Origin of the sequence: Roseateles sp. (genome assembly GCF_052436255.1) — a bacterium.
In the GTDB taxonomy this organism is placed as follows: domain Bacteria; phylum Pseudomonadota; class Gammaproteobacteria; order Burkholderiales; family Burkholderiaceae_C; genus Pelomonas.
This window is the reverse complement of sequence record NZ_JBQVNP010000129.1, coordinates 1-15,147: the sequence shown is the minus strand read 5'-3', so window position 1 is coordinate 15,147 and position 15,147 is coordinate 1. Positions and strand designations below refer to the sequence as shown.

Sequence of the window (15,147 nt, the reverse complement as noted above, 5' to 3'; positions counted from 1 at the left end):
CTTGTGCGGTGCGCGCTCGTGCAGCAGCCAGCGCACGGCGCACAGGCGCGGTTCGGCCTCGGCCCAGCGCTGCGGTGCGCCCCCGCACAGCACTTCGGTCAGTGCAACCAGCGACATGCCCTGGTGATGGCTCATGGCCGTGCCGATGCGCTGGAAGCGCGGGCCTGGCGGTGCGCCCGCAGGCGGCTCGGGCTGGCGGCCGACGGTGTAGTCCAGCGCTTCGATGAAACCACCGTCGTGGCGGGCGCCCAGGGCCTGCAGCACGCGCAGATTGGCCACAGCCGCACGCGGCATCACCATGGTCGCCATCAGCGTGGCGTAAGGCGCGATGACCAGCTCCTCGGACGGCGTGTCGCGCAGCGCCAGGCTGGCCACGCCCTGCGGGCCGTATTGGTAGGCCAGGCTGCTGTCGCGCTTCGCATAGGCACTCTCGGACACGCCCCAGGGCAGGCCGGCCGCGCGCCCAGCGCGGATCTGCTCCATCACCGTCGCCCGCGCTGCGTCGGCCAGCGCGCTGCCCGTGGGTTCGTCCAGCACCAGCGATGGCATCAGCATCTCGAACATCGAGCCCGACCAGCTCTTCAGCCCGGTCACGCGGCCGCGCGAGAAGAATGGTCGGCCCAGCGCACCCCAGTGCGCCGGCGGGATGTCGCCCTTGGCGATGGCGACGAGGCTGGCCAGCCGCGCCTCGGAGGCCAGCAGGTCGTAGTGGTTCTGGTCCAGCCGCTCCGTGCCGTGCTCGGCATGGACGCTGGCGACGGCACCGATGTGCAGCAGGTGGCGCTGCCGGTCGTAGAGCCAGCTGAAGTCGTGCGCCAGCGCGAGCGCGCGGGCGCGGGCGGCCACGGCATTGAGCGCCTCGGCCACCGCAGGCGGCGGCGGCATGCCTTCACCACCACGGGCAAAGCCTTCGCAGGCGGAAGAGACCACCAGCAGATGGGCGCAGAGGTTGCCGCTGTCAACGGTGGACAGGTAGTGTGGCTCCAGCACCGTCAGCCGCTCGGTGTCGATCCAGTTGTAGAAGTGGCCGCGGTGGCGGGGCAGCTTGTCCAGCGTGTCCAGCGTGCGGCCGATGCGCTCGGCCAGGCCGACGTCATGCAGCCAGCCGAACTCGCGCGCGCAGCAGGCCGACAGCAGGTACAGGCCGATGTTGGTCGGCGAGGTGCGGTGGGCGACGGCGATGTCGGGGTCAAACTGCACGTTGTCGGGCGGCAGGTCGTTGTCATCCTTGGTCACCCAACGCTCGAACCAGCGCCAGGTGTCGCGCGCGATGCTCAGCAGGTATTGGCGCTCGTCGTCGTCGATGGCCTCGCGACGCGGCCGGGCGCGCGGCCGGCTGGCCAGGCCTATCCACAGCGGCGACAGCGCCCAGGCGGCCAGCAGCGGCAGGGCGATGTCCCAGGCCACGGGCTGGCCGATCAGGGCCGGCGTCATCAGCAGCAGCGCCAGCACGCCGCTGGCGATGGTCAGGCGGCGGTGCTGGCGCCACAGTGACTTCCAGTCGGTACGCGCGGCCGCCTCCGCGGCATCGGCGGTCGTCCACTCCAGCAGATGCTGGTGGCTGACGCGCTGGCGGTACAGAGCGCGCCCGATGGCGTCGAGGTTGAGCCAGCTGGCCGCCGGCAGCATGGCGATGTGCCAGGCGACCCCGCCGACCACCCGCCCCAGCTCCGTGGCCGCGTGGCGGTAGAAGCGCGGCAGCGAGATGTGCTCGCGCGCCGGCGCGCAGGCGGCCAGCGCACCCATCAGCGGCCCGGCGCCAAAAGCGGCCGCCACCAGGCCCAGCGCCCACAGCGGCGTCAGGCCCACGCCCACCCACGACGCCACCAGCAGCAGCAGCGCGGCCGGCGCCACGAGCGAGCGGCGCAAGTTGTCCAGCATCTTCCAGACATGTATGCCGCGCAGCCCCCAGCGCCTGGGGTTGCCGAGGAAGGGCAGCAGCTGCCAGTCGCCGCGTGTCCAGCGATGGATGCGCGAGGCGGCGACGTCGGCGTGCATGGGCGCGGGTTCGACGAGGATCACATCGCTGATGCCGGCGCAGCGCATCAGCGAGCCTTCCAGCAGGTCGTGACTCAAGACCTGACCCTCGGGAAAGCGGTGGGTCAGCACCTGGGCGGCGGCCTGCACGTCGATCAGGCCCTTGCCGGTGCCGCTGCCCTCGTCGAACAGGTCCTGGTAGACCTCGGAGCTGGCGGCGCTGTAGGGGTCCAGCCCCGGCTGGCCCGCAAACAGGCTGTGGAACCAGGTGCCATGCACGGTGGAGCTGCCCGCGGCCGTGGCCAGCGGCGTGGCCACGCGCGGCTGCAGCATGCCGTGGCCGCGCACGACGGTGATGGCGCCGGTGTCCGATCGGTGCAGGCGCGGGCGGTTCAGCGGATGGGCGGCGATGGCCACCAGCTCGCGCAGTGCGCCGGGCGGCAGGGCGGTGTCGGCGTCCAGCGTGACGATGTGCTGGATGCCCGGCGCCGGTGTGGACAGCTCACCCAGGTCAATGAAGCGGTCCGGCAGCGAATCGGCGCCAAGTTCCGATGCGGGCCTGGCCAGCAGGGCCGCGAGCGCCTCGGTCTTGCCGCGCTTGCGCTCCCAGCCCATCCAGCGCTGCTCGGTCTCGCTCCAGCGCCGCGCGCGGTGCAGCAGCAGGAAGCGCGGCCGGCCATCGCAGGCCGTGCCGTGGCGCTGGTTCAGCGCCTCGATGCCGGCGCGCGCGTGCGCCAGCAGCGCCCCGTCCTGCGGCTGCTGCTCGGCCTTGGCATCGGACCAGTCGCTCAGCAGCGCGAACTGCGCCTCGGACTCCAGGTTGGCGAGATGGTGGCGCTCCAGCTGAGCCAGCAGCGTTGCGATCCCTTTCGGGCGCGTCAGCATGCACGGGATCACGACGATGCTGCGGGCTGCCGGCGGGATGCCGTGCGGCCAGGCCAGGCGCGGCAGGCGCGCCGGTGGCGCCGACTCGCTGATGAGCCGGTTGGCCAGGGCCACGACGGCCTCGCTGGCCGGCAGCTGCGCCAGCAGCACGGCCAGCACCACCATGGGCCAACCGGCCTCCGGCGGCAGGCCCAGCCGCATCAGCGCGAACAGGGTCAGGCCGAACAGCGCGGCCAGGCTGGTCAGGTAGAAGGCGGTGCGGTAGCGGGTCAGCGCCGCCGTGCTGCGCTCGCCGAAGGTCGGGCGCAGGCGCAGTTGCGCCAGCAGGCGCTCGCGGCCGGCGCCGGTCAGCCAGTACAGCGGTGCCCGCTCCTCGGCGTCTGCGGCCCAGGCCGGGTCGTTGCAGAGTGTGCGCAACACCTGGGCGACGTCGGACTCGGGCACGTTGTGTCGCTCGGTCAGCGCCTCGATGGCATGCGTGGCCATGTCGCGCGTGGCCTCGTGCTCCTGACGGTAGACGTCGATGCGCCCCAGGGCCTGCAGCGTCGGGTGGACGGCCTCGAACAGGCCGCCCCAATCGGCCGCGCCGAGATTGCGCAGGCTGCCGATGGCGTTGCGGATGCTCTGGTGGTCAGCGGCGCTTTCCGCCTGCTCGGCGGCCTGCGTGGCGGCGGCGTCGGGCAGCACCTCGGCCAGCCAGGCGCTCGCAGCTGCCCACGACGAATCTGCCGGGTCACTCTGCCCGGGCTGGCCCATGGCGCGGTCGGTCAGCCGCTCGTGCAGGCGCAGGGCCAGCGCGTTGACGGCCGGGTCGCGCGGCCAGGCCGCTTGCCACTGCTGCAGCTGGCTGCGGGTGGCAGCGCCATCGAGATTCGGCAGGGCCTCGAACAGGCGCTGCGCGGCGCGGCGCGCGAGATGACGCCAGGCGGCGCGCTCGGCCAGGCGGCGCAGGTTTTCCACCAGCACGACGCGCAGCGTGGACGGCAAGGCCCAAAGCTCGCGCAGTGTCAGCGCTTCGACCTCATGGTGGCCGGCAAGGAAGTGGTGCAGCAGCGTCAGATCCAGCGAGCTGTCCGAGTGGGCCACCCAGGCCCAGGCGACACCGTAGACGCGGGGCAGCCCCTGCAGCGGCTCATCGGCCAAGCGCGGCAGGCGCTGGAAATAGCTGCGCGGCAGGTCATGCAGCACCTCGTCGAGCTGCTGCTGCACGATGCGCGCGTTGTCCAGCAGCCAGGCGTGTGCGGGGTCGATGTCGGCCTGCAAGCCTTCCTCGGACAGCACATCCAGCGCCACCCCCCAGGCGCGTAGGTTGCTGCGCAGGCGCGGCGAGAACGGCCGTGGCTGGCTGCGCAGGTCGTCCACGCGTTGGGCGGCAGCCAGACTGCGGCCGTGCTCGGCAAAGCGCTCGGCGCCGAACTGCACCGCCCTGACGGGGGACGCGGCGGCTTCCGGGCCGCTGGTCAGACGAATGAAGGCTTGGGCAACGCCAGTGGGCGTCTGGTCATGTGGGGGGCGTTGAGGCGGTGCGGACATGCCAGGACTTTGGGCGGTGAGCCGAGGCGGGCACAGCGGCTCGCGTCGCGTGTCCCTGTCGGTGTAGTCCTACATCTCCCTAGCAAGATGGCTGATGTGCCGCATCGTGAAAATTTGTGACGGAAATGCACCGGCAAGGGCGTCGCTGCGCTCGATGGGGGCGTTCGCACCCGGACAGTGCTCAGCTGCCGCGCAAGCGCCTGGCAAGTGCCTCGAAGCCCGCATCGACAGCCGCCGGTCGCGCGTCCGCCAGGTGCGCGCGCAGCACGCGCTGCAGCGTCTGCGGTTGCGGCGTCAGCGGCCCGGCGAAGCGTACCTGGGTGTCGTCGGCGATCAGCAGCGTCGGGAAGGTCTCGATGTCGAGGTCGGCGATCAGCTCGGCCTCGTCCTCGATGTCGATCCAGCGGACCCGCAGGCCGGCCTGCGGCAGCTCGGCGCAGGCGGCTTCAAAGACTTGTTGATACGACTCGCAGGTGCGGCACCAGGCGGCGCAGAGGCAGGCGACAAGGACGGTCATGGGCGGCATGGTGCCACGCCGCGCGGGCCGGGCCGCGCCCTCGCCCGCAAAGCCGGCTCCTGTTCCGGAGCCTCTGGCTCGCCCAGATGGTTGCCCAGTCCGACCCACGCGCACCGTCTGTTCGCGCCCTTGTGAAGCGCATCGTCGAGCGGCACGAGGGCCCTGTGGCCGCATCGGCGCAACCGGACAAGGGCGTGACGTTCACCATCTCGCAGCCACTTTGAATCTGTTGTGCCTGTGATCTATGCACTTCATGTGGGCATTTCGGTGCAGGCGTCCCGACAGCTGGCGATACAGTGGTTTCGCAGAGGACGATGACTCGCCCGCGCGAGTCCGCCGGGCGGCATTCCTGCATCGAGGGGTCGCCGGCAGGAACGCCAGCAGGCGCGTGATACGGCCGCGGGCGGAGCGCTTTGCTTTTCGACATCGCAGCTGGTGCGCATCGGATAGGCAGCAAGGCGGGTTGAGCATTTTTCAGTCGCGAAGGCCAAGAGGAGTCCACCATGCATAGAACCGCCTTGCTTGGTGTCCCACTGAACTGGCAAGCGCGCGGATGACGACCATGGCCGGTTCGAACGAAAGCTTGCTGCAGGTTCTGCTGGATGAGAGCGCAGACGCCTTGCTGGTGGTCTCCCAGGACCAGCGGGTGCTGTACCGCAACGCGGCTGCGCGTCATTTGCTGGGGCGCTCGGCCGAAAGCGGTGCTGTGCTGGGCTGGGAGCATCCGCTGGTGCCGGGTGATCGCCGCGAGGTGACACTGATCGATCCCATTGGCGGCGAGCGTACGGTCGAGTCACGGGTGTCCACCATTGAATGGGGCGGCGAATCGGCCACCCTGCTGGTGCTGCGTGACCTCAGCGAGCGGCGCGCTGTTGAGCAAGCGCTGATGCTCGGTCGCCGTGTCATGGAGGCGAGCGTTCATGGCATTGTCATTGCCGACGCCAGTGACCCTCGTTTGCCCTTGATATATGCAAACCCGGCGTTCGAGCGCATCACGGGCTACGGCCGCGGCGAGGCACTCGGGCGGAATTGCCGCTTTTTGCAAGGGGGTGAGCGCGATCAGGCGGAGCTCCAAACCTTGCGTCAGGCGCTCGCGCGCGCTGAACCGGTCAGCGTGGTGCTTCAAAACGTCCGACGCGACGGCACCCCCTTCTGGAACGAGTTGTCTGTGAGTCCGGTGCGCAATGCTGCCGGCGAGGTGACGCATTTCCTTGGCATCCAGGTCGACATCACCGAGCGCCGCCGGCATGAGCAGGAGATGCTGCGCCGCGCCACCCATGACGCCTTGACAGGCTTGCCCAACCGCACCCTGTTGATCGATCGCATCCACGAGTCTCTGGCGGCGGCGGCCCGTCACGGACAGGTGGCAGCCGTGCTGCTGATTGCCCTGGACCATTTCAAGGAACTGAATGACTCGCTCGGCCATGCGGTCGGCGACCAATTGATCCTGGAAATAGTGGGCCGGCTGCAAGGCAGCCTCCGCGAAGGCGACGTGTTGGCCCGCTTGAGCGGTGACACCTTGATGGTGTTGGCACCTGGCCTGTCATCCGCCCACGAGGCTATGCCGCTGGCCGACAAGCTGGTGCGGGAGGTGTCGCAGCTTTACGCCATTGCCGAGCAGACTTTGTATTGCGGCTGCCGCATTGGCGTGGCCGTGGCGCAGGGCTCTGACACCGATGCGGGTCAGCTGATCCAGCAAGCCGGCATGGCTGCGCATTACGCGCGCAGCTTCGGGCGCAACTCGGTCCACGTCTACAGCGGCGATCTGGTCCAGCACGTCAACGACCGTTTCGAGATCCGCGCGCGGTTGCAGACCGCGATCGCGCATCGGGAGTTCGAACTGCACTACCAGCCCCAGATGGATTTGCGCCGCGAACGCATCAGCGGGGTCGAGGCGCTGTTGCGCTGGAATCATCCTGAGCAGGGCCAGATCAGCCCGCTGCGTTTCATCCCGATTGCCGAGGAGACCGGCCAGATCGTCGCCATCGGTGAATGGGTGATGGAGCAGGCCTGCTCTCAACACCGGCGCTGGCTGGACGCGGGGCTTCTGGATTGCCCGATCGCGGTGAATGTGTCTGGCGTGCAGTTCCTGGGTGATGGTTTCGTCAATATGGTCGCGGCCGTGCTCAAACGGACCGGCCTGCCGCCCCATCGGCTGGAACTCGAGCTGACCGAATCCGTGACGATGGAGACGGACGGCAATACACACGACATGCTGCACAGGCTGCGTGCACTGGGCGTCGCACTGTCGATCGACGATTTCGGCACTGGCTTCTCCAGCCTCGGATACCTGAAGCGCCTGCCGATCGACAAGATCAAGATTGACCGCTCCTTCGTCAAAGACATCACGCACGACAGCGACGATGCGGCGATTGCCTTGGGCGTCATCGCGATGGCCCACCACCTTCGGTTAAGGGTGGTCGCCGAAGGCGTCGAAACAGCGGCGCAGTTGGCGTTCCTCAAGCGTCATCTGTGCGACGAAATCCAGGGCTATTACCTGTCCCGGCCGCTGCCGGCAAACGAGCTAGAAAGCTATCTGAGGAACTTTCGTCCACCCAGTGCGGACAGCGCGGGCGAAGACGTGGGGTGGCGACCCACCCTGCTGCTGGTCGACGACGAGCCGAACATCCTGCGGGCGCTGACGCGCGCCTTGCGCCGGGACGGCTATCGGATCCTCACCGCCGACGGCGCTGCGGCTGCCTTCGACATACTGGCGCAAAACGAAGTCCAGGTCATCCTGTCGGACCAGCGCATGCCCATGATGTGCGGCACCGAGTTCCTGAGCGAGGTGAAGTCGCTCTATCCCCAAACCGTGCGCATGGTCTTGAGCGGCTACACCGATCTTCAGTCAGTGACCGAGGCGATCAACCGCGGTGCCATCTATCGCTTCCTTACCAAGCCCTGGGAGGATGAGCCGTTGCGGGAGCACATCAAGGAAGCCTTCCAGCATTACGCGCGCCAGCGTGCCAAGGCCGCCAAGGAGTAGGCAGGAATCATGGCAAGCGCACTGGCGCCGTGCCCGAGGATATGTTCTTGAAGTTCGCCGTTCCACATTTTCAGGACTTGCTGCGCAGCGCCGCCGTGGGCTTGCTGCCTTTGCTTGCCTGGCTGGGTTTGGCCATATGGGCCAGCCATCTGGCGGCACCTGCCGTCTGGTGGGGCGGTGGCATACTGCTTGGCTGCGTGACCCTGTGGTACGCGGTCGAAGTTCAAGGCCTGCGCCGACGCTACCGCATGTGTTTCGAGAGCAATCCGCTGCCGATGTGGTTCTACGACCCGCAGACGCTGAAGATCGTGGAAGCCAACGAGGCGGCCGCAGAACAGTACGGCTACGACCAAAAGCGTTTTGCCGGCCTGTCGCTCGAAGCGCTGCGTGACTCGCAACACGTGCCTGCGGTGCGCAACCTCATCGAAGAGCTGAGTGCGACCCGGCGGTCCGATGTCACTCGCTGCGAACACCTCACGGCCACCGGACGCGCCCTGGTTGTCGACGTCTACGGCAAGGCCTTTGATCGAGGCGGGCCGCCGCGGCGCATCGTCTGTGCAGTGGACCGCACCGCCGAACACGAGGCGTTGCAAGAGCTGCAGGGCGCGCGCCGGGCGCTTGAGGCGGCGTTCGCCGAACGCGGCGCGCAGCTGGCGTCGCGTGAGCAGGAGTACCGGGTGCTGGCAGACCTGTCGCCTCAGGTGCTGTGGCAGGCCGACCATGCCGGCGGCGCGACCTACCTGAACCGAGCGTGGCACGAACTGGTAGGGCCCCGCGACGGCGGTTGGCTTGGGCATGACTGGATGCTCGCGCTGCATCCCGAGGACGTGGAGCCTTACCAACAGGCCTTGGCAGTGGCCAAGGCCACAAACACGGTGCTGCGGGTGCGTCGACGCTTCCGTTCACGCCATGGCGAATACCGTGCCTTCCTCGGCGTCGGCGCGCCAGTGCAGGGCACCGACGGCCGTGTGGAGGGCTGGATTGGCGTGGACACGGACATCACCGAGCTCGAACAACATGCGCGCCGGCTGGAGCATGCCAACGAGGAGCTCGAGACGCTGTCCTATACGGTGTCTCACGACCTACGTGGGCCGGTGCAAGTGATTAAGGGCTTCGTCGATGCGCTGTTGGCGGGCCAAATCGGCACTATGGACGCGCCGGTTCGCGAGTATCTGCATCGCGTGCGGCGCAACGCGGTGCGCATGGACGAGCTAATCACCGACCTGCTGGCTCTTTCGCGGCTTTCCACCGAGACGCTGCGCATTCGAACCTTCGACACGGTGGCGCTGGTACGCGAGGTGGTGGTGACCATTCAAGACCGCTATCCCGGGCGTGTCGTCGAATGCCACGTTGAAGACACGGTGCAGCTGTGCGCGGACAGGCGGCTGTTCGAAGCACTGCTGGAAAACCTGCTCGACAATGCGGTGAAATTTTCAGCCGAGCAGCCCGTTTGCAAGGTGGAAGTGCGCGCCTGGCATGCGCATGGCCAGGCGGTGCTGCAGGTCATGGACCGCGGCGTGGGCTTTCCGCCGGATCTCGCCGCACGACTGTTCCGGCCCTTCCAGCGGTTGCATGCCAATGGTCGCTTCGCTGGCACGGGCATCGGGCTAGCAACGGTGCGCCGAATCGTGCAACTCCATGGTGGCGAGATTGAAGGGCGCAATCGCGAAGGGGGCGGCTGCCTGTTTGAAATCCGTTTACCGCAGGACCGGGTCCATGCGGAGTACACCACCGAATCATTGGGATTGTTATGAAACACCTCGTGTTGGTGGACGACAGTGCAGACCAGATTGACCTCATGTTGCTGGCGCTGCGATCGATGCAGCTGGACCGGCCGGTCGCCACCTTCTTCAGCGGCGAGGATTGCGTGGCAGCGATCGAATCAGGGCGCGTCGTGCCGGACCTGGTGTTGCTGGACGTCAATATGCCGGGTCTCGATGGCCCGGCGACGGCGACACGCCTGCGCGGCCTGCCGGCCGCACGCAACGCCAGCATCGTGATGATGTCGACATCGGACCTGCTCTCGGACGTCGAGCGCGCCTTGGAAGCCGGCGCCAACAGCTATGTCCTGAAGCCGATGGCCGAGCGCACCTGGGGCCAAGTGCTGGCGGCCGTGACCGGCTATTGGTACGACACCGATATTGGATGGCAGTTATGACCCACCTGACCCTGGAACGGAAGCTGGACATCGTCTGTATCGAGGACGAGCCCGACGACGTGGAGCTGATTCGCCTCGCCCTGGAGCGCGGCGGCGTGGACGCCCGGGTGCGCCAGGTCGATGACGAGGCCGGTCTGCGGCATTGCCTGCAGGTCCCGCCCGATTTGCTGCTGTGTGACTACAGCATTCCCGGGTTCTCAGCTGAACGCGCACTCAGCGTGCTTTCCGCGCTGCCGGAACCGGTGCCGCTGGTGGTGGTCACGCGCGCAATCGGCGAGGCCGCCGTGGTGGAGCTGTTTCGCGCCGGTGCGAAAGACTATGTTGCCAAAGACAAGCTGGCACTGCTGCCGGCGGTGATCGAGCGCGTGTTGCGTTTGCGCGCGGCGGAGCGCCAGCGCCAGCGCGATGCGAAGGCCTTGGCCGATGCGAATACGCGCCTGCGCCTGCTGTCTTTGCGCCTGGTCGATGCCCAGGAACGCGAGCGCAGCCGGATTGCGCGCGAGCTGCACGACAGCCTTGGCCAGGGCCTGACCGCAATCGTCACCCACATCCACGCGGCGCTGCGCGGCGAAGCGGGGCAGTCGGAGCGCAGCCTGCAGCGCGGGCTTGAGATGGCGCAGCAGGCCGTTCAGCAAGTGAAGTCGATGTCGTTCCAGCTGCGACCGGCGCAACTGGAGCTGCTCGGTTTCACGGCCGCACTGCAGGCAACCATCGATCGCCAGCTTGAAGCCAGCGGTGTCAACGGTTGCTTGCGCGTGCGCGGTGTCGACATGCAGCGCTCGGCGCCCGGGCACGCAGTGGCCTTGCGCATACTCCAGGAGGCGTTGACGAACGTGCTGCGCCATGCCGGTGCGCATACGGTATTGGTGCGGCTGCGCTTTGTGCCAGGGGGGAACCACTTCGTGTTGACCGTCGGCGACGACGGCCGCGGCTTCAACACCAATGCCGTCCTCAGTGGCGGCTTGACCGAGAAAAACATCGGCTTGCACGGCATGTTGGAGCGTGCGGAGCTTCTGGGGGGGCGGCTGCGCTTTCGCTCCGCGTCGGGCCGAGGCACGGTGGTGCGGCTTCGCCTTTGAGGCGGGCCTGGCGATCCGCGGCGGTGAGCCGCTGGCGGCCACTTCAGGGTAAAGGTTGCCAGGGTCAGCGAATCGAGCGCGCGGCAGCAGCCCCGGGATTTGTTTGTGGTCCCTCCGGCGGGAATCGAACCCACATTTGCCGCTTAGGAGGCGGCCGTTCTATCCATTGAACTACGGAGAGCACCTCCGGCATGCAGCCACGCCGTCGAAGCGGCGCGCATTCTCGCATGGGCTCCCTCCGGTTCCCGCGCACGCGCCGTGGCGCGACTGCCGCTCAGGCAGCTTCGAACTGCGTGACCAGGTAGGGCCGGCCGGCGATCTGCGTCAGCACGCGGCGCGGCAGGCCGGTGATGGCATGCATGCTGCCGCCACGGGTGGCGCGCGCGACGGCGGCCTGGGCGGCGTTGAGCAAGGCGGCGAGCAATGGCCGCTCGCCCCGGCATTGCGAGCGGGGAATGACCAGGGCCAGGTCGACGCTGCGGCGGCCGGACTCGCCCGCCTCCAGCTCGAGGCTGGCGTTGACGACCAGCGTGGAGGGCGTGCTGAGCGAGACGTCGAGGTCGGCGTCCACGTGCTGGTCTTCGGCCACCGGGAGGGGCGGCAGGGACAGGATGGGAAGCGATTCTTGGAACATGGCCGTATCTTCGGAGAGGAGCCCGGCGGGCGTTGTCGGGCGCGCCGTCACCTGGCTGTAGGACGGCGCCTAGGCATCAGGCGCGCATCAGTGGCATGGCCTGCTTGACGGTCGGCCGCGCGAACAAGCAGCCGATCAGGGCGCGCGCGAAGAAGTAGTCATTGCGGGCCTTGTCGCCCAGGGCGTCGAGACCGACGTGTCCCTCGGGGTCGCAGGGGATGTCGAGACCGGCGCTTTGTGCGACCAGCGGCTCGAAGTGCAGCAGATGCGTCGGCTGCACCTCGGTCGGCAGCGCATCAGCCACGGGGGTCGGGGGCTGAGATTCGAGTACCGGCAACAGCGGGGGCGCAGCAGCCGCGTGCGTTCTGGTCAGATCGTCGGCAGTGAGCGGCGTGGGCCGAAGCTGGATCATGCTGAACCTCCGTGTGGGAACCAACAGCGATGCATCAACTTTGGCCGGTGCGAAAGCCTGCGCTTGTAGGCAGGCCCGGGAAGCGGGGCGCCGTCGCGGCGCGTTCGCGCGTAGGAGGGAGCCGGCAGCGCTCGCTGCTAATTCCACTTCCACTGCCAGATCAGGTCCAGCGCCGTGTCGTCGCCGCTTTGTGCCCGCAGCGTGAAGCGCTGGGCGATGCGGTAGATGAGTTGCCAGGAGCCCGTCGTGGCATTCAGGCTGCGCTCGTAGCCGACATACCAGCGGCGCGAGATCTGCTTGCCCAGGCGCACGATGGTCGAGCGCGCGTCGTCATCGCTCTGCGACAGCGAGAGTTCGTCCAGCCCGATGTTGCGCAATGCGCGACCGGTGGCGCCTTCGCCTTCACCGCTCAGCAGGGCAACGGCGGCGCGTTGCAGCAGGGCGGTGTCGGTGCGGCCCAGGCCGTCCGGCTCGCGACCGAGCAGCAGCCAGGAGAGCTTGTCCGTATCGCTCATGTCGGGCTCCGAGTACAGGCTCACGCGCGGCGCCAGCGCCGTGCCGCCGACGTAGACGCCGACGCGGATGTCGAGGTTGGGCCGCACGGCCAGCAGGTCCAGCGAGGGGTTGTTGAGCGAGCCGGTGAAGCTGATGTCGCCGCGCTCGATCTCCAGCTTCTGGCCGTAGGCAGCGTACTGGCCACCATCGGCGTCAAGCTTGCCGGTCACGCGCAGCGGGCTGTCGTCCTTCTGCGAGATCTGCAGCTGGCCGCGCAGCGTGGTCGCCAGGCCGCGGCCGCGCACCTTGAAGTCGCGGCCGAAGTCCAGCGCCACATTGACGGTCGAGCCGCGCACGGCCTTGGGCGGCGGCGGTGCGACCGGCCCGGTGTTGGCCGAGCTGCGCACCACGGTCACGTCATCGGCCAGCGTCGGCGCGTCGGCGCGGGTGAAGTCGATCAGGCCTTCGTCGGCGCGCAGCTTGCCGACCAGTTGCAGGCCCTTGTCGTCGAGGTCGAGCTGGGCCTCGCCGCTGGCGACGATGCGGCGGTCCACGCGCGACAGCATGCGCAGCTTGTCGGCCTTGAGCTCGACATGCGCGGTGGGCTTGGCGCCGAAGTCGGCGCGGCCGGTGGCGCGCAACCAACCGTCGCCGCCGCGGGTCTCCAGCCGCGTCAGCTCCGCGTGCTGGCCGTTCAGCGCCAGCGTGAAGCGGCCTTCGGTGAAGTCCACGCCATACAGCAGGTGGCGCAGCGCCAGGCCGTCGCCGTCGACCGTGCCGGTCAACTGCGGTGCCCCGGCACGGCCGGCGAGCTGCACCGTCGCGCCCACGCGCCCGGCCAGGCGCCAGCCAGCCGGCACCCAGCTGCCCCAGTTGGCGAGCTGGGCCACGTTGGCCTGCAGCACGCCCTGCACCGGCGTCTGGGCGTTCGGCCACAGCCCCGTGGGCCGCAAGGCGATCGCGCCGCCAAAGCTGCCCAGCTCGCTGCCCGCCAGGCCCTGCGCGAACTGCCAGAGGCCGTCCTGCACATTGAGCGCCAGGCGCAGGTCGGTCAGGCCAAGGGGCCGCGAGCCGAACTCGTCGGTGACGCGCAGGTCGCCGCTCTTGCGCTCGACCAGCAGCTCGGCGGTCAACCTGTCGTTGAACAGCAGCGAGGCATGGCCGGTCACGCGCAGGTCGCCGCTCCAGCCGAAATCGGGCTGCCAGCGCGCCAGCAGCGGCGCGGCGGCCAGGTCTTCCAGCTGCAGCTCGGCACGGGCTTGCGGTTGCTCGCCGCCGCGCCAGCTCAGGGCCTGCCAGCGCACGAAGGCGCCGCCGACCTCGGCGCGCCCGGGTTCAGCGATGACGCTCAGGCCCGGGCCGATCTTGAGGTTGACGCCGGTCGCGGCGAGCATGGCGGGCGTGCCCGGCCGCAGCGGCGCCATGTCCAGCCGGGCGATGCGGCCGGCCCAGGCCTGGCCGTCCCAGCGGCCCTGGGCCAGCAGCGTGGCGCCGAGGTTGAGGTCCTGCTCGGGCATGGGTCGTGCGCGGCCGGCGAGCTGCGCCTTGATCTCGTGGTTGCTGCGTCGACCCTGCAGGTCGACCTTGGCGGTCCTGATATCGACGCTCGGGTGACGCAGGCCGCTGACCTCCAGCGCCAGGGCCAGCGGGCCGTCGCCGTCGGGGCCCGGCAGCGGCAGGGTCCAGCGGCCCCGCGCATTGCCGACCGTCGTGCCGCTCGCGTTCACGCCCGTCAGGGCCAGGCGGCCGCTGCCGCCAATGCGCCAGGACGCCGGCGCTGCGGCCCTGCCACGGGCCGCGGGCACGCGCAGTAGCTCCACATCGCCATCACCCTCGGCCTGGCCGGCCACCGGACCTTGATCGAACAGTGCCAGCAGCGGGTTCAGCTCGGCCAGCCTGGGTGCCTGGACTGTCCATTGCGCCGAGGCGGCCGTGGTGCGCGCCTGGCCCTTGGCCTGGGCGCGGTTGCTGCCCAGGCGCGCATCGGCGTCGAAGGCCGCGGCGTCGGCCGCCCGTGCGCGCCTGACGCTGAACGCGCCCTGCAGAGGCAGGCCGCCGAGCTGGCTGGGCAGCACCTTGGCTTCGACGCTGCCGGTGGCGTCGTCGAGGCTGCTGCCACGCACATCCAGCTGCGCGTCGGCGTTGAGCTGGGTGGCGGCCAGTCGCGCCCAGGCCGAGCCCGCCGCGCCGCGCCAGAGCAGGCGGGGGTCGAACTGGCGCAGACTGGTGGCGAGCTTGGCGGCAATGCGGTTGGCCGCCGTGACGTCGACGCGGCCGCTGGCCTGCAGTGCAGCGTCCTTGCTGGTCAGACGCGCTTCCTCAATGTCCCAGCTGCTGCCTTGGTCGTGCAGCCGGCCCTGCAAGCGGGCCTGCAGGCGCAGCGGCCGGGCCTGGAGCGTGCCGCGCAGGTCCAGCCTGGCGGACAGCGGCTGGTCGGGGCCGCCGCCGGAAAGCAGCAGCGGCCCGTCCAG

The 15,147-nt window shown here is 69.1% G+C and carries 9 protein-coding genes and 1 tRNA gene; 4 read left to right on the top strand and 6 right to left on the bottom strand.

The features are described 5' to 3' along the window. On the bottom strand, positions 1-4,395 hold a 4,395-nt coding region (locus ACT6S0_RS21685; RefSeq protein ID WP_444765845.1), incomplete at its 3' end, for a glucoamylase family protein. 181 nt (positions 4,396-4,576) lie between these two features. Then, positions 4,577-4,912: a thioredoxin domain-containing protein gene (locus ACT6S0_RS21680; RefSeq protein WP_444765844.1), complete on the bottom strand. Its 336-nt coding sequence runs from the start codon at positions 4,910-4,912 to the stop codon at positions 4,577-4,579. Positions 4,913-5,474: 562 nt separating this feature from the next. Between ACT6S0_RS21680 and ACT6S0_RS21675 the strand changes: the two genes are divergently transcribed. From ACT6S0_RS21675 to ACT6S0_RS21660, 4 genes are read left to right on the top strand one after another with little or no spacing between them, the layout of a single operon-like run. Beyond that, positions 5,475-7,898, top strand: coding sequence for an EAL domain-containing protein (locus ACT6S0_RS21675; protein WP_444765843.1), 2,424 nt, complete (start codon positions 5,475-5,477; stop codon positions 7,896-7,898). 47 nt (positions 7,899-7,945) lie between these two features. Next, positions 7,946-9,652, top strand: coding sequence for a sensor histidine kinase (locus tag ACT6S0_RS21670; RefSeq protein WP_444765842.1), 1,707 nt, complete (start codon positions 7,946-7,948; stop codon positions 9,650-9,652). Between the two features lie 8 nt (positions 9,653-9,660). Beyond that, positions 9,661-10,056, top strand: a complete 396-nt coding sequence (locus ACT6S0_RS21665; protein ID WP_444765841.1) for a response regulator — start codon at positions 9,661-9,663, stop codon at positions 10,054-10,056. Then, on the top strand, positions 10,053-11,135 hold the full coding sequence (locus ACT6S0_RS21660; RefSeq protein ID WP_444765840.1) for an ATP-binding response regulator: 1,083 nt from the start codon (positions 10,053-10,055) through the stop codon (positions 11,133-11,135). The genes ACT6S0_RS21665 and ACT6S0_RS21660 overlap by 4 nt, the downstream gene beginning before the upstream one ends. A gap of 106 nt (positions 11,136-11,241) precedes the next feature. Here ACT6S0_RS21660 and ACT6S0_RS21655 read toward each other — a convergent pair. The 4 genes from ACT6S0_RS21655 to ACT6S0_RS21640 form a co-directional block, all read right to left on the bottom strand. After that, positions 11,242-11,316 (bottom strand) — tRNA-Arg (locus tag ACT6S0_RS21655). Between the two features lie 93 nt (positions 11,317-11,409). Continuing rightward, positions 11,410-11,769, bottom strand: coding sequence for a hypothetical protein (locus ACT6S0_RS21650; protein ID WP_444765839.1), 360 nt, complete (start codon positions 11,767-11,769; stop codon positions 11,410-11,412). A 76-nt stretch (positions 11,770-11,845) separates the two neighbouring features. Further along, the gene (locus tag ACT6S0_RS21645) at positions 11,846-12,181 is read right to left on the bottom strand and encodes a hypothetical protein (protein ID WP_444765838.1); all 336 of its coding nucleotides are present in this window, start codon (positions 12,179-12,181) and stop codon (positions 11,846-11,848) included. A 137-nt stretch (positions 12,182-12,318) separates the two neighbouring features. Continuing rightward, positions 12,319-15,147, bottom strand: a 2,829-nt coding sequence (locus tag ACT6S0_RS21640; protein ID WP_444765837.1) for a translocation/assembly module TamB domain-containing protein, incomplete at its 5' end; no start/stop codon positions are given.